Origin of the sequence: Anaerostipes sp. PC18, from assembly GCF_039789045.1 — a bacterium.
Lineage (GTDB): Bacteria > Bacillota > Clostridia > Lachnospirales > Lachnospiraceae > Anaerostipes > Anaerostipes hominis.
Genome location: NZ_CP121164.1, coordinates 2,273,871 through 2,293,148 on the forward strand (window position 1 = coordinate 2,273,871; position 19,278 = coordinate 2,293,148).

Below are 19,278 nucleotides of genomic sequence, written 5' to 3' on the forward strand. Positions count from 1 at the left end.
CCTACCTCTCAATTTCAAGAAAATCTTTGCTGTCCATCTTTACTGCATCTGCTTTTCCCTTCAGTTCCTCACCTACCTGATATAAAGTGCGGTTGACCCTTACCATATAGGCTTTCTCATTATAAAAAGCCATCTTCTCAAACGGCCACCGAAACAGGCTCGGCACTCCAAAGCCTTCTCCCAGTTCCAGAATGAAAAGCTTCTTGTTCAGTGTAGTCTGAAGCCATTTTGTATACGCTGCCCAGCTGTTCAGATAAGCTCCCTCAATATACGTACTCTTCGTATCCTCGGTACGTATATTATAGATCAATGGCTCACCGCATTTTGGACACTCCAGGTGCTCAATCTCTCCAGTAGTCTCATAGTGGCGGATCAAATCTTCAAGGCCCGGTTTAGCCGGATACAGCTGTTCACTGCACGGCTCTTTACACTGAAAAAAGTCTCCGTTTCCGCACGGGGCAACCAGACGGTTTTTATCCAGAGCAGAATGGAAAATGAGGCCGTCATTATTGCTCGTGATTACAAAATAATCCTTTTGATCTAATACCTCCTCCAAATTCTTAAAATAAGGAACCTGGGAGAGATTCAGCAAATGGTGCCTTTCATACACCTGGCTCATCCATGCGGCATCCCTGTCTTCTTCATCCATCCTTAAAAGCTTCTGGTAATGCTCATTTTGTATCTCTGTTTCAAAATCCATTAACTCATATGCGCTAAGTTCCGGTCCAATGCCCACCAAAACCAGATCCGCATCCTGTATCCTGCTAACATAATCCTTTAACATATGCCGCTCCTTTGCTTCCATGTGAAATATCCACTATTTTATCACATTTTCAGGCATTTGCACAATCCACATCGAAGTAAAATTCAACGCCTCCCTCCACGTTAGCCACTCCATATTGTTTGCCGTGGGCTTTCATGGTTGCGGCTACAATGGACAGTCCGATGCCGCTGCCTCCATATTCTCTCGTTCTTGCCTTATCCACTTTATAAAATTTCACCCAGAGCTTATCCAGATCTTCTTCCGGTATATGGCTTCCGGAGTTAAACACGGTCACCCTGAGATCATTCTCTATCCGTTTAAAGGAAATAGCAATCCTGCCGTTTTTTAAAACATGGTTTCTGGCATTGCTCAGATAGTTTCCAAATACTTCCTCCATCATAAACTCATCGGCCCATACATAGGTGGGCGGTTCATGAAATTCAACCGTAATATTTTCTTTCTGGAAAAAGATTGTGTTTGCAGAGAGCATGTTCTGGATCAGCTCCTGAATATTGAACCGCTCCATGCTGACCTGGTGATTGCCAAACTCGATCTGGTTTAACGTCAGAAGTTTCTGTACCATCCGGTTCATCTTCTTAGCTTCGTCCGCGATCACATCACAGTAAAATTCACGGCTCTCCTCATCCGCTGAGACATTGTCTTTCAGACCTTCCGCATATCCCTGGATCAGGGCAATCGGTGTTTTCAGCTCATGGGAGACATGAGATAAAAACTCCGTTCTCATCTCGTCAATCTGAACCTTTTGCTCGATGTCCTGGCGCAGCTCATTATTGGCTGTTTTGAGCTCCGAGATCGTGTACTCAAGCTTTGAGGAGAGTTCATTTAAACTCTCACCAAGATGCCCCAGTTCATCTTCACCGCAGTCTATGACCTTCACGTCAAAATCCAGATTGCTCATCCGGTTTGCAGCCGCAGCCATTTCTTCAATGGGCTTTGTAAACTGCTTGCTGTAAATATACATGGCGATTCCCCCGGCCACGATCAAAACAGCTCCCACGTAGGCAGTAAATCTCCCGGACAGCACCGCACTGGTCTGTATGCTTTCCATCGGAGTGTTGATCACCACGGCATAGCCGTTGTCAAAATATCCGAGAAGATTGATGCTGGTCCCGGTGGATTCCTTGTCGGACCCGCTCACTACGGCATAACCTTTTTCACTGATCTGCCTTTTGATCTTTCTCATATCCTCCAGCGTGCTGATCATGTCATTGTACATGAGCCCCTGTTTCCCCTCAGACGAATATATAACCTGTCCGTTTTCGTTGTTAACAATCAGCATCCGGTAATTAGACTCTCTGACGATCTTTGATATCTTATAGGAATTATTATCGGCGCCTTTTGTATTGAGCAGCTGGTTGATAGAGTCATAAACCTGTGTGATATTCTTTTTTTCCTTAAACACATAGTATGGTTCGATCATCAGGATGTTAATACAGATAGACAGAAGAATGGTGGATGCCATAATCACGATCAGCACCAGCGTCATTTTTACTTTGATGGATTGATTCTTCAGTATCTTTTCTTTCACTTACTCCTGCACCTCGAACTTGTAGCCCATACCCCATATCGTGCGGATATATGCTCCTTTGCTTCCCATTTTATTTCTGAGTTTTTTTACATGGGTATCAATGGTCCTGGCATCTCCGAAATAATCATAATTCCACACCTGATTCAATATGTTTTCCCTTGTGAGTGCCCGTCCTTCATTTTTCATAAAGTAGGACAGAAGTTCAAATTCTTTAAAACTCAGATCAATGCTCTTATCATTGATGGTAACCATATGGGCCGCTTCATCCAGAACAATCCCGCCGGCTTTCAGCACTTCTCCGTCCTGCTGTCTGGTCCTCCTTAAAATAGCTTCAATCCTGGCGACTAAAATCTTCGGACTGAACGGCTTCGATATATACTCATCCACTCCCAAGTCAAAGCCCTGAAGCTCATCGTTTTCCTGATCTTTGGCCGTCAGCATGATGATCGGTACTTCGGAAACTTTCCGTATCTCCCTTACAACTTCCCATCCGTCCATCCGGGGCATCATCACGTCTAAAACGAGCAGATCGATCCCTTTAGTGGAAAAAAACACATCCACTGCCTCTTCCCCGTCTCCTGCCTCCAGCACCTGATATCCTGCCCGGTTTAAGAAATCCTTTACCAGTTTGCGCATCCTGCTCTCATCGTCAACTACTAATATTTTAAGATCATTCATCAAGGTTCCTCCTGCGGTTATATTCCAATTCACTATGTATAGTTTACCACAGGATTATGATAAAATTGTGAAAAAAAGACATCAGCACTGAAAATACTGATATCTCTTTCTCTTACATGATTTTTCTATTCTGCCTCAGATACTCCAGCCGCTGCTTCCTGTCTGTCAGACATAGCCTTCAGTTTCTGCAGTCCAAAGATAATTACCCCGCCGATGATGAAAAACAGGATACTGAAACTTCCTGATGTCAGTGCAGGTTTTGGAACTTCCAGTGTGGTCGGTCCCATGACAATAGCATAAAGAGATCCGATCATCATTCCGATGATGAAATATACCATCTGCGACCGGAACTTTTCAAGGCAGGTACGGATCAGCTTTACGACTGACGCAATCCCACACAGGATGCCGCAGCCAAAAATCAGAATCACCGGAAAATAAGCCGTGTTAAAATTCATGGCTTCTTTCACTGCCGAGATAATCGGCACATACAGGCCGAAGATCAAAAGCATGGTAGAGCCTGAGATTCCCGGCAGGACCATGGCCGAAATGGCAATCATGGCCACGAGGAAAATATAGATTCCCAGTCCCAGCTTTAAATGCTCCACACTCACATTCATGCCCTTGCCGGATGCCGGATTAAAATAGGTGATCGCTGCCACCATGACAACTCCGAGCAGAGCAAACACAGCGTTGCCGTATTTATCTTTCAGACAGTCCTTTTCTTCAGACCAGATGATCGGTATAGCAAAAATAATCAGTCCTAAAAACAGGGAACTGATCTCATAAATCCTGTCACTGAAAATACCGGCCAGCACAGAAACCGCTGCCCCAAAGCCAACGACCCAGCCAATCCCGATGCGCAGCAAGAACTTCACAGCCTCTATCTTTTTTTGTTTATTTCCTGTAATTAAATCGTCTAGGGATGAGATAAAATGGTCATAGAAACCGAGCAGAAAAGCCACAGTCCCGCCGGATACCCCCGGCACGCTGTCGGCTAATGCCATACAAAATCCCCGAATAAAATTTAGCATACTGACTCCTTTGTTATAAGAACACATACAAATGCTGGAATCTGTTCCAACACAACTTTTAGTATTATAGCACACGTTATGTAAAATAAAAAGCAAGAAAATCTTAAAGATTTATGAAACTATGTCCTTCTTTTGGCTTTTATGATAGTATAATATTACGAATATGAAGGAGGTTCTATATGATAAAATTAATTTCATCCGACATGGACGGAACACTGCTGGACAGCTACCGCCAGATCACTCAGGTCAATATCGATGCGATCCGCACACTCCAGGAAAGCGGCGTCGAATTTATGATCAATACAGGACGCGAATACCAGAATGTGATAGATATTTTAGGAAAAGCAGGCCTTGAATGCGACATGATCTGCAGCAACGGCTCCTGCGGTTATGATAAAGAAGGAAACCTGCTGTTTGAACACTCCATTCCGACAGAGACGGTAAAACAGATCCTCGGGGTATTTCACGAATCCACCCTGGTTCCGACGCCATTTTCCCAGATGGGCCGTATTTCCCTGCTTTCCAGAGAGGAATTAAAAAAATATACGAAAGAAGTCATGATTCCATCCATGCAGATCAATCATCCCGACTTTGTGTATACAGATGAAGAATTTGAAGATTTAATCAGCCAGGTTACCTATGTAGACGGCGAGGCCGGACTGTTCGACAGCGAACACAGGGTTTTAAAGTTCATTTCCCAGTCAACAGAGCCTGATGCGCTGTTAAGGCTCAGGGCAGAATTAGAAAAAATCCCGGGACTTGCCGTAGTGTCCACCGTACCTACGGATATTGAGATCACCTCCTCAGAAGCCCAGAAAGGGATCGGCCTGATGGACTATGCCAAGCGAAAGGGACTGGTTCCGGATGAGATCGTTGCCATCGGAGACAGCGAAAATGACTATTCCATGCTCTCCATTCCGGGGATTCATTCCGTTGCCATGGCAAATGCCACGGAGGCCATCAAAAATATCTGTGTCTATCAGACCCGTGCCAATACGAAGGACGGCATTGCCTATATCATCCGCTGCATTCTCGCAGACCGCGATAATTTTAAACTGACATAAAATACCGTTTTATAAAAGAAGATCTGTAATCCCACTGAGAGGTTACAGATCTTCTTTTATTTTATCTTCATCCGCTTTTTCAGTTCATCCAGTGCCTCTTTATATCTGCCGGAATTAAATGAAGGAAACGCATTCAAAAGTCTCCTGCTGGTCTGACTTTTCTTCTCCGCAATCTCCTGATACCGGCTTTTCAGCTCTTCGATTCTCTGCTCCAGTTCTCCGCTGATCGTATCTTTCCGTTCTTTCAGACCTTCCGATACGGCATTTCTTTTTTCCACCAGTTCCTGGCCCGCCTCATCCAGCTTCTTTTTCGTCTCTTCCTGTTTTTCTACGGCAGACATGACACCAAGATAAATGTTTTCACCCAGCTGCTCTGAGATATTATGCAGTTCTTCTGCGATCTCACTCATTTTGCGCAGTCTCTGGTTCATCCTGAAGATGCCCGCCGCCGTTACCCAAAGATCGGCTATCATGCCGGCCAAAAGCACAATGAGCAGGACGCTGCCGAAGAGACTGGGTATCAATCCCACAAATTTGGTAATCAGAGGATGAACCACATAGACGATGAGCATGCAGGCGGCACCCCAGATCAGTGAAAACGGAAGACAGATATATCCGTTTAAATTAAACGGCTGGTCCGAATAATCCCACCATCTGCTGTGGAAAATCTTCTCCAGCGCAAAGCCCGTGACCCACTCAATGGAAGATACGGCTGCGACAGAAGCAATGTACATGAAAAAAACATTGGACTTATACGGCATCAGCAAAGACACCACAAATCCAACGCCGAATCCATAAACCGGACAAATGGGTCCGTTTAAAAACCCCCGGTTCACAAATTTTCTCTGCTTAAATGCAGCAAAAGCTACTTCGCTGCACCAGCCGAGAATTCCGTAAATAAAAAAATATGACAAAAGATAATATACACTCATATTAAATTAAGCTCCCATCGGAATTACAGGATCGTAGCTCCTAAAGCCACATAATCGCCGTCATAAAACACTACCGCCTGTCCCGGGGTCACTGCCCTCTGAGGTTCATCAAACAGGACTTTTATCCTGTCCTTTCCTGCCATGCTCACCGTGCATGAAGCTCCCCTGTGGTTATAGCGGACTTTAGCCTGTAATCTCATCCCGTCTTTGACAGAAGATACCGACATTAAATTCACCTGGTCTCCATAGAGGGTATCTGTCATCAGGTCCGCATTGCTCCCGATCACCACTTCATTTCTCTCTTTATTTATTCGCACAACGTATCCCGGCTGTTTCAGGGAAAGGCCCAATCCCCTCCTCTGTCCCACAGTATAACATACAATGCCCTTGTGGGTTCCGAGGATGTTCCCGTTCATGTCCACAAAATTGCCCGGCCGGATCTTCTGTCCCGTGGTTTCTTCGATAAAGTCTCCATAGCTGCCGTCTACAAAACAGATGTCCTGGCTGTCCGGTTTGTGGGCCACCGGCAGATGTATCTTTTCTGCGATTTCCCTGATCTCATCTTTTGTATATTCACCCACGGGCATCAGCGTCTTGGACAGCTGGTTCTGGGTCAAATTATAAAGAGCATAGGTCTGATCCTTCTCAGGAGTCGCCGAGCGCTTCAGCGTATATCTTCCGTTGGAAAGCTTTTCAATCCTGGCATAATGTCCGGTTGCGATATAATCGGCGCCGATATCCAGAGACCTTTTTAACAGGGATTCCCATTTGACATAGCGGTTGCATGCAATACAGGGATTCGGAGTTCTTCCATCCAGATATTCGTCTACGAAATAATCAATGACATGTTCCTTGAAATCCTGTTTAAAATTCATGACATAATAAGGAATATCGAGCGCCTGGGCCACTCTCCTGGCATCATCCACAGCCGACAGGCCGCAGCACCCTCCGTTTTCTTCTAAAAGTGCCTGCTCCTCATCCTGCCAGATCTGCATGGTGACACCGATCACTTCATATCCCTGTTCTTTCAATAAATAGGCTGCCACGGAGGAATCCACCCCTCCTGACATGCCTACGACTACTTTCTCTTTCACGGATGCCTCCTAGTACTCTTCTTCCACTTCCTCTTCTCCGATATCGGATTTTGGTTTCTCAAGGCCTTCGATCTGAATGCCGTTCTTCTGTGCATAATCCCAGAGAGCCGCATGGATCGCTTCTTCTGCCAAAAGAGAACAGTGCACTTTGACCGGCGGAAGACCATCGAGGGCTTCCATTACCGCCTTGTTTGTGACTTCCAGTGCTTCCTGCACGGATTTGCCTTTCACCAGTTCGGTTGCCATGCTGCTGGTGGCAACCGCAGCTCCGCAGCCGAATGTCTTAAACTTCACATCCCGGATAATCTGGTCGTCATCAATGTCAAAATAGATGCGCATGATGTCTCCGCACTTGGCGTTTCCGACAGTACCTACGCCGCTGGCACCCTCAATCTCTCCTACATTTCTCGGATGCTCAAAATGATCCATAACTTTTTCACTATACATAACAGTACCTCCTGTTTTTCTTCTAAATATAAATCGAGCAAATAAACCCGTTTAATGTTTCTTTACAAAATCTTCATACAGCGGAGACATTTTTCGCAGTTTATCTACGATCTCTTTCAATTTCTCCACAACAAAATCCATATCCTCTTTGGTTGTTTCCTCCCCCAGAGTCATCCTGAGAGATCCATGTGCGATCTCGTGAGGGAGTCCGATGGCTAACAGTACATGTGACGGGTCCAGTGAACCGGACGTGCAGGCTGATCCGCTGGAAGCACAGATCCCCGCCATATCAAGCATGATCAAAAGGGATTCGCCCTCAATGAACTGAAAACTGATGTTGATATTGTTGGGAAGCCTTTTGTCTCTTCCTCCGTTTAACCGGCAATACGGGATCTCTGCCAGAATCCTGCGGACCGCGTAATCCCTCACCTCCTGCTCTTTGGCAGTTCTCTCCTCCATCGTCTCAAAAGCGATCTCGACAGCCTTTCCGAGTCCCACGATACCTGTCACATTCTCTGTTCCGGCCCGGCGCTTGCGCTCCTGCGCTCCTCCGTGGATAAACGAGCGAAGTTTCAGTCCTTTGCGGATATACATAAATCCAATGCCCTTAGGTCCGTTCAGCTTATGGCCGCTGGCACTCAGCATATCAATATTCATCTCATCTACATTGATCGGAACCTGTCCGTATGCCTGTACCGCATCTGTGTGGAACAGAACTCCGTGTTCTTTTGCAATCTCTCCGATCTCCTTCACCGGCTGGATCGTTCCTATCTCATTGTTGGCAAACATGATGGTGATCAGAATCGTATCCGGGCGGATCGCCGCTTTTAACTGGTCCAGCTTAATATATCCGTTCTCATCCACATCCAGATAAGTCACATCGTATCCGTTTCTCTCCAGATACTGACAGGTGTGGAGAACTGCGTGGTGCTCAATCTTGCTTGTGATAATATGTTTTCCCTTTGAAGCATAGGCTTCGGCAGTCTCCTTAATGGCCCAGTTGTCCGCCTCAGATCCGCCGGCCGTAAAGTAAATATCCTGGCTCTGTGTGCCGAGGGATTCGGCAACCCTGTCCCTTACTTCGTTTACTGCCTTTTTTGCCTCAGAAGCCGGTGAATAGACGCTGGACGGATTCCAGAACTTCTCCGTATAATATGGCATCATCGCTTCTACTACTTCCGGTCTCGCCGGTGTTGTTGCCGCATGGTCTAAATATATGATCTTTTCCATAACTTCTCCTATCTTTCACAATTTCGTTCCGCCGGTTTCCCCTGCTGAACAGCTCTTGCCTCGTCCGCCAGCTCATCTAAATAAATAGAATCCACTGTTTTAGCAATGCTGTCATTGATCCTCTTCCACACAGTTTTTGTCACGCAGTACTTAGAGCTGCTGCATGTTTCCTCTGTATCGGTAAGTTCTGTACAGTCTACCGGCGTCAGATCGCCTTCCAGTGCCCTCAGCACGTCTCCCACTGAAATATCTTCTGCATTTCCCGCCAGAACATATCCTCCCTGGGCTCCCCGGATGCTTTTTACAAGCCCCGCCTTCTTTAACTTGGAAAGAAGCTGTTCCAGGTATCGGATGGATATATCCTGCCGCTCTGATATCGCACTGACTGCCGCAGGTTCATTCTCCCCGAACACTGCAATATCTACGATTGCGCGAAGGCCGTATCTTCCTTTTGTTGATAATTTCATCTCACCACTCCAATCCCGACCAAAATAGTCGGATATCACACTGCTATGTTATCACCTGGGACTTCCGATGTCAACACAATCCCAATCATAACCGCGTATTTCTTGACATACAATAGAACAATATCAATTGGGGAGTTCTTATGAAAAAATCCAGCCCTTTTGTACAAGGTACATTAATTTTAACAGCCGCTAATATTTTTTCCAGATTTATTGGATTCTATAATAGAATATTTCTGGCTGGATTAATTGGTGCCCATCAGATGGGAGTCTATCAATTAATTTTTCCTATTTACCTGGTGGGTTTTGCCCTTTGCTTTCATGGATACGAGACTGCCCTGTCTCAGATCGTCGCCGCTCAGATGGCCAAAGGCCGTCCGGAAAACTGCAGAAAAATCTTAAAGATCACTTTAGCCGTCACGATCCTGCTCTCTTTGATCTGTGCCTGTTTCTTTTATTTCTTTGCCGACGAGCTCTGCATGAAATTTCTCCACGAGAAAGACTGCATCCCCTGCCTCAAAGCCGCTGTTTTTGCCATGCCATTTGTAGGCGTAAAAGCATGTATCCACAGTTACCATATCGGTCTCGGCAAACCCGGCCTCCCGTCTGTCTCACTTTGTATCGAACAAGTGTCCCGGATACTGGGGATTTATGCGGTTTCTGTCACCTTCTTTTTAAAGCTTGAGACACCTGCGCTGATCGCGGTTCTCGGAATGGTCGCCGGAGAAATGGCTTCCTGCCTTTACACTGTCGTTTATCACCTTTTAAAGACAAAGCAGCAAAGCAGCGGACTGCCGGCGGCTTCCTCCAGAAAGCTTTTTGGCAGCCTGCTTTCCCTCAGCTTTCCGCTGACCTGCAACTCCCTCTCCATTACACTGCTGCAGAGTCTGGAAAATATTTTAATTCCGATGATGCTGACCAGGTTTTACTGCAATCAGCACTATTCGGTAGAAGTATATGGTATCCTGACAGGAATGGCGATTCCCTTTATCAACTTTCCGTCCAGCATCACCAACTCCATCTCTGTGATGCTTCTGCCGAAAGTATCAGCTGCGACAGCGGAACAGGATTACCGCACATTACACAGGGCCACCAAATACTCCCTTTCCTTTTGCTTTCTGCTGGGGATCGTAAGTTTCTTTTTATTTTTTACTCTGGGGCCATCTATCGGACTGATCGTATTCCACAGCAAAGAGGCCGGCATGTTCCTGAGGATGCTCTCCTTTTTGTGTCCGGTGCTCTATCTTTCCGGAACCCTGTCCAGTATCCTGAACGGTCTTGGGAAGACCAAAACCACGCTGTTTAACAATTCGGTCTCCCTCCTGCTCAGGATCTCTTTTATCGTATTTGTGGTCCCAATGGTGGGGATCAACGGATATCTCTGGGGACTGATGGCAAGCACTCTTCTGGTGGTCATCATGCATTACCGGAAAATAAAATGAACTCCATACAGCTCCGGGCTTTTTAAAGCACAAAAAAGGAATCTCTTTTTTTGCTAACACCTGATAAGGAAGTAATTTAGGAAGTATTAACTGTACTGAATCATCTGGCATTGCAAAGGCACCGTGAAAAAAATCCGATGAATCGAAAGAAATTCGTATTCATCGGATTTTTGCTATCAATTATTTGCTCCGTTTTGATACTTTCAAAGCCTCCGCCCTTTCAGTCGGGATTGCGTTTTAACGCATATGCGGCTTACATGTTTTGACGTTTTCTTTTCAGCTTCAGCGCCAGTACTGCGCCGCCGGATACAATCAGCAGAGCAACCCATAAGAAGATATTGCTGGTATCACCTGTCTGCGGAGAGTCTGTATCCGCTTTAGACAGCTTGTCGTTATCTCCGGAGGTTTCAGTACCGCCGGTTGCCGGAATTTCAACAGCCGCTTTCTCATAGCCGCAAACAGAGCATTCCTCATGCTTGATGCCCTTGCCGGTAGCCGTAGCTTCCTTATCGATAGCCCACTGGAATGTGTGAGCCGCTGCAGTATTTTTTTCACCACAGCCTGTGCATTCCTTCCAATGACTATTTTTATCATTCTTCCACTCATTTTCCCAGTTGTGCGATAATACCACTGACTTACCTTTTACCGCGTTATAATGAGCTATATCTTTCGGAGTAAATGTCCATCCGTACGCAGTTCCGCATGCCACAATCTGACTTGCATTATCCCAAGCGAACGTACCCTCAACTTCAGCGCCTAGTGCATTTTTCATCGTGCCTGACAGGGTAACTTCCGACAGAGCCACACCGCTGTTCACGGTGTTAACGGTGGGACTGCCGGTGGGATTACCTTTCACGATGCTGTATCGGCGGGAAACGTAGCAGTATGTCTTGGTATCCGGGTTGTATCCGTTCACAACGAAGGAATATACCCCCGGTTCTGTCGGAGCAATTTTTCTGATCTCCTCCGCAGTCAGTTCACTGCTCTTTTTATTATACAAGTGTGTTCCGGTAAAGGAGCTTCCCTCATCTACCGCATGGAAATGAACGGTAAACTCCGTAATGCTGTTTTGGCTATTTTTACCTTGTGTATATAATGTGGTCAGATTCCGTTCTGTCGGAACGATACCTTTTCCGCTGTACTCATACTCTTGACGGTCTTCAAAGCTCTTCAGAGGTTCTTTATCCCCTTTCAGATACATATCTACTTCGGTCAGTCCTTCTTCATGACAGGTAACATAAAGTACTATTGTATCTTTCGGCTTCCAATTTGTACCTACGGTGCAGAACCGGTAGTTCGGATTTTTCAGTTTCATTTCAACTCGGATACTGTGCGGATTTCCGTTTGCATCTTTCGTCGGGTGTATCGGCAATGTATCTGTCATAATGATATTGCCACTGACATCGTTTGTATAGGTATATTCCACATCTCCATCTTTTCCCATACCTGGGGTTAGGTAGATTGGTCGTCTAGAAGTATCTGCTTCATAAGTGCCGTTTGGACCTTTTTTTGTCGGATAAAACCCTAGCAGCTCGCTGATTTTTGGCGCTGTGCCGTCTGCATTCAAGGCATATTCAATGTACGGGAGGCCATCCTTGTTAGTTTCGTTCGGTGTCCCGTAGATGATTGATAACGGTGTGACTGTAGCCTTAGCGCTAATAAAGGCTTTTTCAGTATTATTGATAACAATATAGCAAGTTATAGTTGCATCGCCAGTTCCTTTAACGACTAAATTATTATCTTTAACAGATAAAACATCTTCATTACTGCTGCGATATTTTACCATATCGCCACTTGGAAGCTTTTTCGCATTAAAGAGTTTCAACAATGAAATGTCTGTTCCATATTCAACGGTTGCTTTATTGTGTTTTTGCAATGCATATTTGCTATCTGATACTTCAGAAAAATCCGTTGAAGGAAATCCATTGTATTGAATATAAAAACTATTTGTTGAACTTTTAATGTTTTGATTTGAGCAAATTCCCCCTACTGTTGCGTTTTGAGTTTCATTGCAAATTATTTCCACATCGGCAAACGTATTAGAAATTTCTGTTGATGCTACACCCGATCCGCAAACGCTGCCAAGTTTTAAGCTGGTCGGGGGGGTTTCAATTTTTGTAGTATCTATTTTAACATTGGATGCCAGGCAGTTTTCAATCTTTCCTGTAACATTAGCGCCCGAGCCTGCCCAGAGACCACCAGCAGTTTTATTGTTTGCAGTATTTCCAATCAGTGCTATATTCGTATTTAATACTGCGTTATTTTTGAGGTTTACAGATATAGTGCCACCGTAGACAGTACCCTCAATGCCACCGGCATTTAATGTAGCATTGATTTGACAATCTGATACAATGCAATTTTCGATGAAGCTTTCCCAAGTACCGGCATAGTTACCCCCACTAATACCGCCTACATTTTCAGTTCCATTAATTTCACAATTAGTCACTGTACAATTCTTGATGGAACTTCCATATTGCATTCCGCAAACACCACCTGCCCCACGGCTTTCAGCAGTAATTTTACTGTCAGAAACTGAGCAATTTAGGATCTGTGCATCGGTATCTGCGTTGCCGCAAATTAACCCAGCTTTATCACCATTATTGTTGCCGCCATCTGGAGTTTTAATTGCTTTAACAGTAGTATTTTTCACCACGCAGTTCTCAACTATTCCGCCACTAAGCCAAGCAGTAATAGAACCCACATGCCCTTTTACTGCATAAAACCGACAGCCATCAATGGTTACATTAGAAATTGTTCCATGGAGTGCACCAGTAACGCCTCCTGTTGTTCTTCCATCCATCTTGCCTGATACAACTGTATAATTTTCATTAAAAATACAATTTTTGAGTGTGAAATTTTTTGCCACACCATCTCTCTGTGTATTATTGGCTCCAATTTTCCCGAATAGCCCTACGGAAGTAGTCTGATTTCCGGTTCTAATATTGCAAATTGAATGTCCATCTCCATCAAAAATGCCAGAAAAATAGTGGGCTAAAGAAGTAGCCTGGGCTGATTCCTTACCTATTGCAATCCATCCGGCTCCATCATTATAAAAAGCGCCGTTTTCTTCAAAATCGGAGTCATTAAAAACGATATCGTTTGCAAGTTTAAAGTAGCCAGTTATTGATGTTTTTCCGTTTTCAGTGTGAGTATGTGTTCTGATTTTATCTAAATCAGCAGGTGTTGAAATTAAATGTGGTTTATCCTGCGAACAATCGACACACTCCTCCCATGAACTGTTATCCGAGAGCTTTGATGCCCTGGTCATCATATCCGCTGCTTTATCCCCTTCCGCAAAAACTGTAGCAGGAAACATAGTCAGCAAAATTGTGATCGCCAGCATAAGCGCCAGCAACTCACTTTGCTTTGCTCGTTTCATAATTGACCTTTCCTTTCTTCAAAAATATTTATAAACCTTTTTATTCTTGTTTTTGCTTATACGTAGTGTACGTGTAGCATAGAAATCGCATTTTTCAATGCTTTTAGGGAAATTCACTTACCGTTCTTCCCGGAAATAGTTTGTCCCGCAGGATGCCGGCTGATTATTTTCTTTTGACTGCCTGACAGAGGAAATTACAAGTACAAGCGCCGTGATCACGAATGGGAGCATATCATAAAATGCATTCGGTATACTGATGATGCTCTTCGGCACATAGTATTTCAAAACACTGAAACAGCCGAAAGCCAGAGATCCATAGATCGCTTTTACCGGACTCCACGATGCAAAGATAACAAGTGCAACAGAGATCCACCCCAATCCATTGACACAGTTGCTGATCCATACACCTCCGCAGATGATCATGGCAGAATAGGCTCCTCCGATACCGCAGATCCCTCCGCCGATCAGTACATTGATATACTTTGCACGGATAACCCTGATTCCGGCTGCATCGGCAGCACCAGGATTTTCTCCCACTGCCCGGACATTGAGCCCGGTTTTTGTTTTCTGCAGATAGTACCAGCAGATCACAGCTGTCACAATACCGATATATACAAAGATATTGTAGGAAAACAGCAATTTCCCCAACACCGGGATATCACTCAGCACAGGGATATGCAGATTTGCAATCTGTGCAGAAATGTGTTCCGGAAGTTTTAATGACTGAGTGGCAGAATGATTCAGCATATATTCGCCGATAAAATTTGCAAGTCCTACGCCAAAAATAGTCAATGTAAGCCCCGTTACATTCTGATCCGCCATAAACGTAATCGTCAGGACCGCATAGATCAGTGCCGCCGCCACCCCGGCAGCGAACGCAGCCAGAAGAGCAAGCACAACATTATCCGTCTGATACCCGACCATAAATCCTGCACATGCACCTATCGACATCATACCTTCTACACCCAGATTCAGATGTCCGACCTTTTCGTTCATGATCTCACCGACAGTGCCAAACAGCAGAGGCGTGCCGGCCAGCACTGCTGCCACAAACAGATTCAATACCGTACTCATTTCCCGGCACCTCCTTTTCTTCCGACAAATTTATAACGCACAAAAAACTCACATCCGAGAACAAAAAACAGGATGATCCCCTGAAGAACATCAGCCGAATAGCTGGAAAGCCCATAGGTGGACTGCATAACGCTGCTTCCCTTTTCCAGAATACTGAACAGGAAAGACACGATCACGATTGCAGCCGGATTTAGACGGGCCAGCCACGCTACGATGATCGCCGTAAATCCGACTCCTCCTGCCACAGAGGTTGCCAATGTCATGTCGGAGCCCGTTGCCTGCACCATACCCGCAATACCGCAGATAGCACCACTGAGAAACATGGTCCGCAGCATCATACGCTTTACCGGAATCCCTGCATATTTGGCCGTGGCATGACTGTCTCCCACTACGGAGATCTCATACCCCTGCTTCGTATATTTCAGATAAATATAGACGATCGCGGTGAGCAACAAAGCAATGATCCAGCCGGCCTGGACGCCCAGAACTGAATCCAGCTGTGCGTTGAGATCAAACCTTGCGATCTTGGGAAATCCGGAGGAGGCCGGATCTTTCCACGGGCCGTCCCTCAGATATACGATCACATTCAGAGCGATGTAATTCAGCATCAGAGTAAACAATGTTTCATTGGTATTGAACTTTGCCTTGAAAAACGCCGGTATCAAGCCGAACAGCCCTCCTCCGATCACACTGAATATAAACATAATGATCAGCAGAAGGACATGAGGCATCGCATTTTGATACAGTGCAAAATAGGTGGCAAAAATTGCTCCCATGATGATCTGCCCCTCTGCCCCGATATTCCAGAATCTCATCTTAAATGCCATGGTAACGCCCAGGGAAGAGATCAGCAGCGGTATCATAATGCGGATCGTAGCCTGGACCGCCATCTCACTCCGGAAGGCTCCGCTTATAATTGTCTGATACACAGTAAATGGGTTAAAACCGATGATCAGGAGGAAGATTCCTCCTGCCAGCAGGGCAAGCAGCACGGAAGCAGCGCGCAGGATCATGGTCTTTTCCCGGGAAAGCTCCGCCCGCTTCACTGTACGCAGCAGCGGTTTCCTTCCTGTCTTCTTACTTGCTTCCATCTGTGCTCTCCTCCTTCTCCTCTTTCGTTCCTTTTACTCCTGTCATAAGCAGGCCGACTTCTTCTTTTGTCGTTTTTCTCGCATCCACGATGCCGGAGACTTCTCCGTGACAGAGTACCAAAATACGGTCGCTGATAGATAAGAGCACATCCAGGTCTTCTCCCACCAGCAGCACCGCCACACCCTTTTTCTTCTGCTCATTAAGCAGGTCATATACAGTATAGGAAGAATTGATATCCAGTCCGCGGACCGGGTATGCCGTAAGGAGTACATTCGGCTCTGCAATAATCTCTCTTCCCAGAAGTACTTTCTGTACGTTTCCTCCGGACAGCATCCGCACCGGCGTATCCACACTCGGAGTCAGGATGCCCAGTTCCTTCACCATTTTCTCCGCCATCTTTCTCGGAGTTTTCCGATCTATAAAAATACCTTGCTGATCCTGATAGTGTTTCAGGAGGACGTTGTCCACCATCCCCATAGACGCCACCAGTCCCATGCCAAGCCGGTCTTCCGGTACAAAAGAAATACGAATGCCGCGGCTTCGGATATCCTTAAACGTCATACCCACCAGTTCTTCTTCTCTGTGAACGATGCTTCCTTCTTTGATCTCCGTGAGCCCCGTGATCGCTTCACACAGCTCTTTTTGGCCGCTTCCGGCGATTCCCGCCACTCCTAAGATCTCACCTTCCATCAGTTCAAAATTCACATTGGTAAGACCCGGTGTGCCGTCCGGACGTTCGACGTTCAGATTGCGAATGACGATTTCAGGAACTGCATCGGCCTTCCTTTCGGGACGGTCGATCTCCAGTGTCACCGGACGTCCCACCATCAGCTCTGTCAGCTTTTTCTCATCACTGTCTTTTGTGTCCACGGTCCCGATGCTCTCCCCTTTTCGAAGGATCTCAACACGGTCGCTGATAGCCAGCACCTCATTTAATTTATGGGTAATGATGACGATGGCACAGCCCTGCTCTTTCATTCTCCGAAGGATCGCAAACAGTTTTTCTGTCTCCTGGGGTGTCAGCACCGCCGTCGGCTCATCCAGGATCAGGATGCTCGCTCCCCTGTATAAGACTTTCAGGATTTCCACAGTCTGTTTTTCACTGACCGACATATTATAGATCTTCTTTTCCGGATCCACCTCCAGGCCAAATTTTGAACTGATCTCTTCGATCTTTGCTTTCAGTTCTTTCGGACGGATTCTCTTTTCTTTTGTCCCAAGCACAATGTTATCCATCGCACTGTGCACATCCACCAGCTTAAAATGCTGGTGGATCATGCCGATCCCCAGGCCGATCGCATCCGTCGGAGAATTGATGGAAACTTCCTGTCCTCCGATCCTGATGGTTCCGGCATCCGGGTGGTAGATCCCGGAGAGCATATTCATCAGAGTCGTCTTTCCCGAACCGTTCTCTCCGAGAAGGGCAAGGATTTCACCATATTTTACATCCAGATCTACGTTATTGTTTGCCACAACACTCCCAAAAGTCTTTCGGATGCCTTTGCACTCTATGGCATATGTATCCTTCTTCTCCTGTGCCATTTCATCACCTCGTATCATGTGTTTTCTGCCTCTCTTCTTTCATTAAGTTCCAAGAAAGAAGGGCACTGCCTTCTGTTTCAGAATATACAATGCCCTTCTCATTCATCCATGTCTCTCATGGAAATTTCTGCTGTGCTGCTTATTTTACAACGATGTTTTTGAAGTACCAGTTGATTTTTCCTTTGATGTCTTCGTCGCTTAAAGTCTCACCCTTTTTGCCGACCTTCTTGCCGTCGTTGGTCTCGATGACACCGTCAAATACATTGAAATCGCCGGAAAGCATCTTTTCTTTTGCCTCCTCGATCTTCTTTTCTGTACCTGGAGCGATCAGTTTCTTGTTAAGCGGAGCAATGTCAACCAATCCCTCTTTCATGCCGCCGTAGTAAACTTCCGGCTTCCATGTTCCGTCGATGAGCTCCTGAACTGCCTCTGTATAGTAAGCACCCCAGTTCCAAATAGTAGAAGTCAGCGTAGCTTTCGGAGCATCTTTTGTCATATCAGAGTTATATCCGACACCCCATACACCTGCTTTTTCCGCTTCCAGCTGTGGGTTCGGCGTATCACAGTGCTGTCCGATCACGTCACAGCCCTGAGAGATCAGAGCTTTTGCCGCATTTGTCTCTTCATTCGGGTTAAACCAGCTGTTTGTAACTTTTACATATACCTTTGCCTTTTTATTAACAGAGTAAATACCCATGGCAAATGCATCTACGCCCCCGGTAACCTCGGCATTGTCCTTGCCCATAGCGGCAACATATCCGATCTTGTTGCTCTTTGTTTTAAGGCCTGCCGCGATACCGCTTAAATATCTTGCCTGATAAATTCTTCCGAAATAGTTGTTAAAGTTGGAATCATTCTTCTTATATCCGGTTCCGTGAGAGAATGCTACATCAGGATACTCTTTTGCCATAGCTTCCATCGTGTCCATATAGCCCCAGCTTGTACCAAAGATCACATTGCAACCGTCTTCGATGCACTCTTTGATCGCAGTCTCTGTCTTGGTCGGGTCTGTGTCTGTGATATTGGTCTTTCTCACGATCTGGCTGTCTTTCAGACCAAGTTTCTTCTGCATCGCTATGATGCCCTGATCATGTGTATATGTATACCCTGACCCCTCTGAAGGATCAGAGATATGAATCACCCCGATCTTCAGATCTTTCTTTGCAATCTTGAACTGTTTTTTCTCCTCCTTCTTGTCGCTTGTAGTCTTTTTAGAGCCGCAGCCTGTCATCAATCCCAAGACAAGCACTAACGACAAAATAATGCCAGTGACTTTCAAAACTTTTTTCTTCATAAACCTTCCTCCTTCTGCCTGGCTTCCGTCTTGTGCACGGATGCCAAAACTGCGCCTGCGCGCATTAAATGATATTAAAATTATAACAAAAGTGCCTGTCCACTGCAAGGTACTTTTGCCTGCCTATTCAGGCCTCAAATGGCGAGCAATATGATCCCCGAATCAGTTTTCTGTTGCTCATTATAAACTTTCCTTATGCATCA

Annotated in this window: 16 protein-coding genes; 2 read left to right on the forward strand and 14 right to left on the reverse strand. The window is 45.7% G+C overall.

Annotated elements, in window-relative coordinates; genetic code table 11:
• Window position 1: 1 nt before the first annotated feature.
• The 4 genes from P8F77_RS12355 to P8F77_RS12370 all read right to left on the reverse strand — a co-directional run bounded on the left by P8F77_RS12355 (window position 2) and on the right by P8F77_RS12370 (window position 4,021).
• A complete protein-coding gene (locus tag P8F77_RS12355; RefSeq protein ID WP_024727019.1) occupies window positions 2-784 on the reverse strand; it encodes a hypothetical protein in 783 nt (260 codons plus the stop codon).
• 49 nt (window positions 785-833) lie between these two features.
• Window positions 834-2,312: a HAMP domain-containing sensor histidine kinase gene (locus P8F77_RS12360; RefSeq protein ID WP_024727018.1), complete on the reverse strand. Its 1,479-nt coding sequence runs from the start codon at window positions 2,310-2,312 to the stop codon at window positions 834-836.
• Window positions 2,313-2,990 (reverse strand): response regulator transcription factor, encoded by a 678-nt coding sequence (locus P8F77_RS12365; RefSeq protein ID WP_024727017.1) that lies wholly within the window; start codon window positions 2,988-2,990, stop codon window positions 2,313-2,315.
• A 125-nt stretch (window positions 2,991-3,115) separates the two neighbouring features.
• Complete coding sequence (locus P8F77_RS12370) at window positions 3,116-4,021, reverse strand: DUF368 domain-containing protein (protein ID WP_287517888.1); 906 nt, start codon at window positions 4,019-4,021, stop codon at window positions 3,116-3,118.
• Between the two features lie 179 nt (window positions 4,022-4,200).
• Between P8F77_RS12370 and P8F77_RS12375 the strand changes: the two genes are divergently transcribed.
• Window positions 4,201-5,085 (forward strand): Cof-type HAD-IIB family hydrolase, encoded by an 885-nt coding sequence (locus P8F77_RS12375; protein WP_148459035.1) that lies wholly within the window; start codon window positions 4,201-4,203, stop codon window positions 5,083-5,085.
• Window positions 5,086-5,141: 56 nt separating this feature from the next.
• Here P8F77_RS12375 and P8F77_RS12380 read toward each other — a convergent pair whose 3' ends face one another.
• From P8F77_RS12380 to P8F77_RS12400, 5 genes are read right to left on the reverse strand one after another with little or no spacing between them, the layout of a single operon-like run.
• Complete coding sequence (locus P8F77_RS12380; RefSeq protein WP_148459034.1) at window positions 5,142-6,017, reverse strand: hypothetical protein; 876 nt, start codon at window positions 6,015-6,017, stop codon at window positions 5,142-5,144.
• 23 nt (window positions 6,018-6,040) lie between these two features.
• The gene (gene mnmA / locus P8F77_RS12385) at window positions 6,041-7,111 is read right to left on the reverse strand and encodes a tRNA 2-thiouridine(34) synthase MnmA (protein ID WP_024727013.1); all 1,071 of its coding nucleotides are present in this window, start codon (window positions 7,109-7,111) and stop codon (window positions 6,041-6,043) included.
• Window positions 7,112-7,120: 9 nt separating this feature from the next.
• The gene (nifU, locus tag P8F77_RS12390; protein ID WP_148459033.1) at window positions 7,121-7,558 is read right to left on the reverse strand and encodes a Fe-S cluster assembly scaffold protein NifU; all 438 of its coding nucleotides are present in this window, start codon (window positions 7,556-7,558) and stop codon (window positions 7,121-7,123) included.
• Between the two features lie 51 nt (window positions 7,559-7,609).
• The gene (nifS, locus tag P8F77_RS12395) at window positions 7,610-8,788 is read right to left on the reverse strand and encodes a cysteine desulfurase NifS (protein ID WP_148459032.1); all 1,179 of its coding nucleotides are present in this window, start codon (window positions 8,786-8,788) and stop codon (window positions 7,610-7,612) included.
• Between the two features lie 8 nt (window positions 8,789-8,796).
• Window positions 8,797-9,255, reverse strand: coding sequence for an Rrf2 family transcriptional regulator (locus P8F77_RS12400; protein ID WP_287517893.1), 459 nt, complete (start codon window positions 9,253-9,255; stop codon window positions 8,797-8,799).
• Between the two features lie 140 nt (window positions 9,256-9,395).
• On the opposite strand from P8F77_RS12400, the gene P8F77_RS12405 reads away from it, so the two are divergent.
• Entirely contained in the window at window positions 9,396-10,694 is a 1,299-nt protein-coding gene (locus tag P8F77_RS12405) for a polysaccharide biosynthesis protein (RefSeq protein WP_148459030.1), read from the forward strand.
• Window positions 10,695-10,947: 253 nt separating this feature from the next.
• On the opposite strand, the gene P8F77_RS12410 is transcribed toward P8F77_RS12405, so the two are convergent.
• From P8F77_RS12410 to P8F77_RS12430, 5 genes are all read right to left on the reverse strand, one after another.
• The gene (locus tag P8F77_RS12410; RefSeq protein ID WP_287517897.1) at window positions 10,948-14,073 is read right to left on the reverse strand and encodes an LPXTG cell wall anchor domain-containing protein; all 3,126 of its coding nucleotides are present in this window, start codon (window positions 14,071-14,073) and stop codon (window positions 10,948-10,950) included.
• A gap of 117 nt (window positions 14,074-14,190) precedes the next feature.
• Complete coding sequence (locus tag P8F77_RS12415) at window positions 14,191-15,147, reverse strand: ABC transporter permease (protein ID WP_024727007.1); 957 nt, start codon at window positions 15,145-15,147, stop codon at window positions 14,191-14,193.
• A complete protein-coding gene (locus tag P8F77_RS12420; RefSeq protein WP_148459028.1) occupies window positions 15,144-16,238 on the reverse strand; it encodes an ABC transporter permease in 1,095 nt (364 codons plus the stop codon). The genes P8F77_RS12415 and P8F77_RS12420 overlap by 4 nt, the downstream gene beginning before the upstream one ends.
• Entirely contained in the window at window positions 16,225-17,781 is a 1,557-nt protein-coding gene (locus P8F77_RS12425; protein WP_024727005.1) for an ABC transporter ATP-binding protein, read from the reverse strand. The genes P8F77_RS12420 and P8F77_RS12425 overlap by 14 nt, the downstream gene beginning before the upstream one ends.
• A 139-nt stretch (window positions 17,782-17,920) precedes the next feature.
• Window positions 17,921-19,075 (reverse strand): BMP family ABC transporter substrate-binding protein, encoded by a 1,155-nt coding sequence (locus tag P8F77_RS12430; protein ID WP_148459027.1) that lies wholly within the window; start codon window positions 19,073-19,075, stop codon window positions 17,921-17,923.
• Window positions 19,076-19,278 lie beyond the last annotated feature (203 nt).

Coding starts and splice junctions, on each gene's coding strand:
- P8F77_RS12355 (WP_024727019.1), bottom strand. CDS start 784: ATGTTAAAGGATTATGTTAGCAGGATACAGGATGCGGATCTGGTTTTG.
- P8F77_RS12365 (WP_024727017.1), bottom strand. CDS start 2,990: ATGAATGATCTTAAAATATTAGTAGTTGACGATGAGAGCAGGATGCGC.
- P8F77_RS12370 (WP_287517888.1), bottom strand. CDS start 4,021: ATGCTAAATTTTATTCGGGGATTTTGTATGGCATTAGCCGACAGCGTG.
- P8F77_RS12375 (WP_148459035.1), top strand. CDS start 4,201: ATGATAAAATTAATTTCATCCGACATGGACGGAACACTGCTGGACAGC.
- P8F77_RS12380 (WP_148459034.1), bottom strand. CDS start 6,017: ATGAGTGTATATTATCTTTTGTCATATTTTTTTATTTACGGAATTCTC.
- nifU (WP_148459033.1), bottom strand. CDS start 7,558: ATGTATAGTGAAAAAGTTATGGATCATTTTGAGCATCCGAGAAATGTA.
- nifS (WP_148459032.1), bottom strand. CDS start 8,788: ATGGAAAAGATCATATATTTAGACCATGCGGCAACAACACCGGCGAGA.
- P8F77_RS12400 (WP_287517893.1), bottom strand. CDS start 9,255: ATGAAATTATCAACAAAAGGAAGATACGGCCTTCGCGCAATCGTAGAT.
- P8F77_RS12405 (WP_148459030.1), top strand. CDS start 9,396: ATGAAAAAATCCAGCCCTTTTGTACAAGGTACATTAATTTTAACAGCC.
- P8F77_RS12410 (WP_287517897.1), bottom strand. CDS start 14,073: ATGAAACGAGCAAAGCAAAGTGAGTTGCTGGCGCTTATGCTGGCGATC.
- P8F77_RS12415 (WP_024727007.1), bottom strand. CDS start 15,147: ATGAGTACGGTATTGAATCTGTTTGTGGCAGCAGTGCTGGCCGGCACG.
- P8F77_RS12420 (WP_148459028.1), bottom strand. CDS start 16,238: ATGGAAGCAAGTAAGAAGACAGGAAGGAAACCGCTGCTGCGTACAGTG.
- P8F77_RS12425 (WP_024727005.1), bottom strand. CDS start 17,781: ATGGCACAGGAGAAGAAGGATACATATGCCATAGAGTGCAAAGGCATC.
- P8F77_RS12430 (WP_148459027.1), bottom strand. CDS start 19,075: ATGAAGAAAAAAGTTTTGAAAGTCACTGGCATTATTTTGTCGTTAGTG.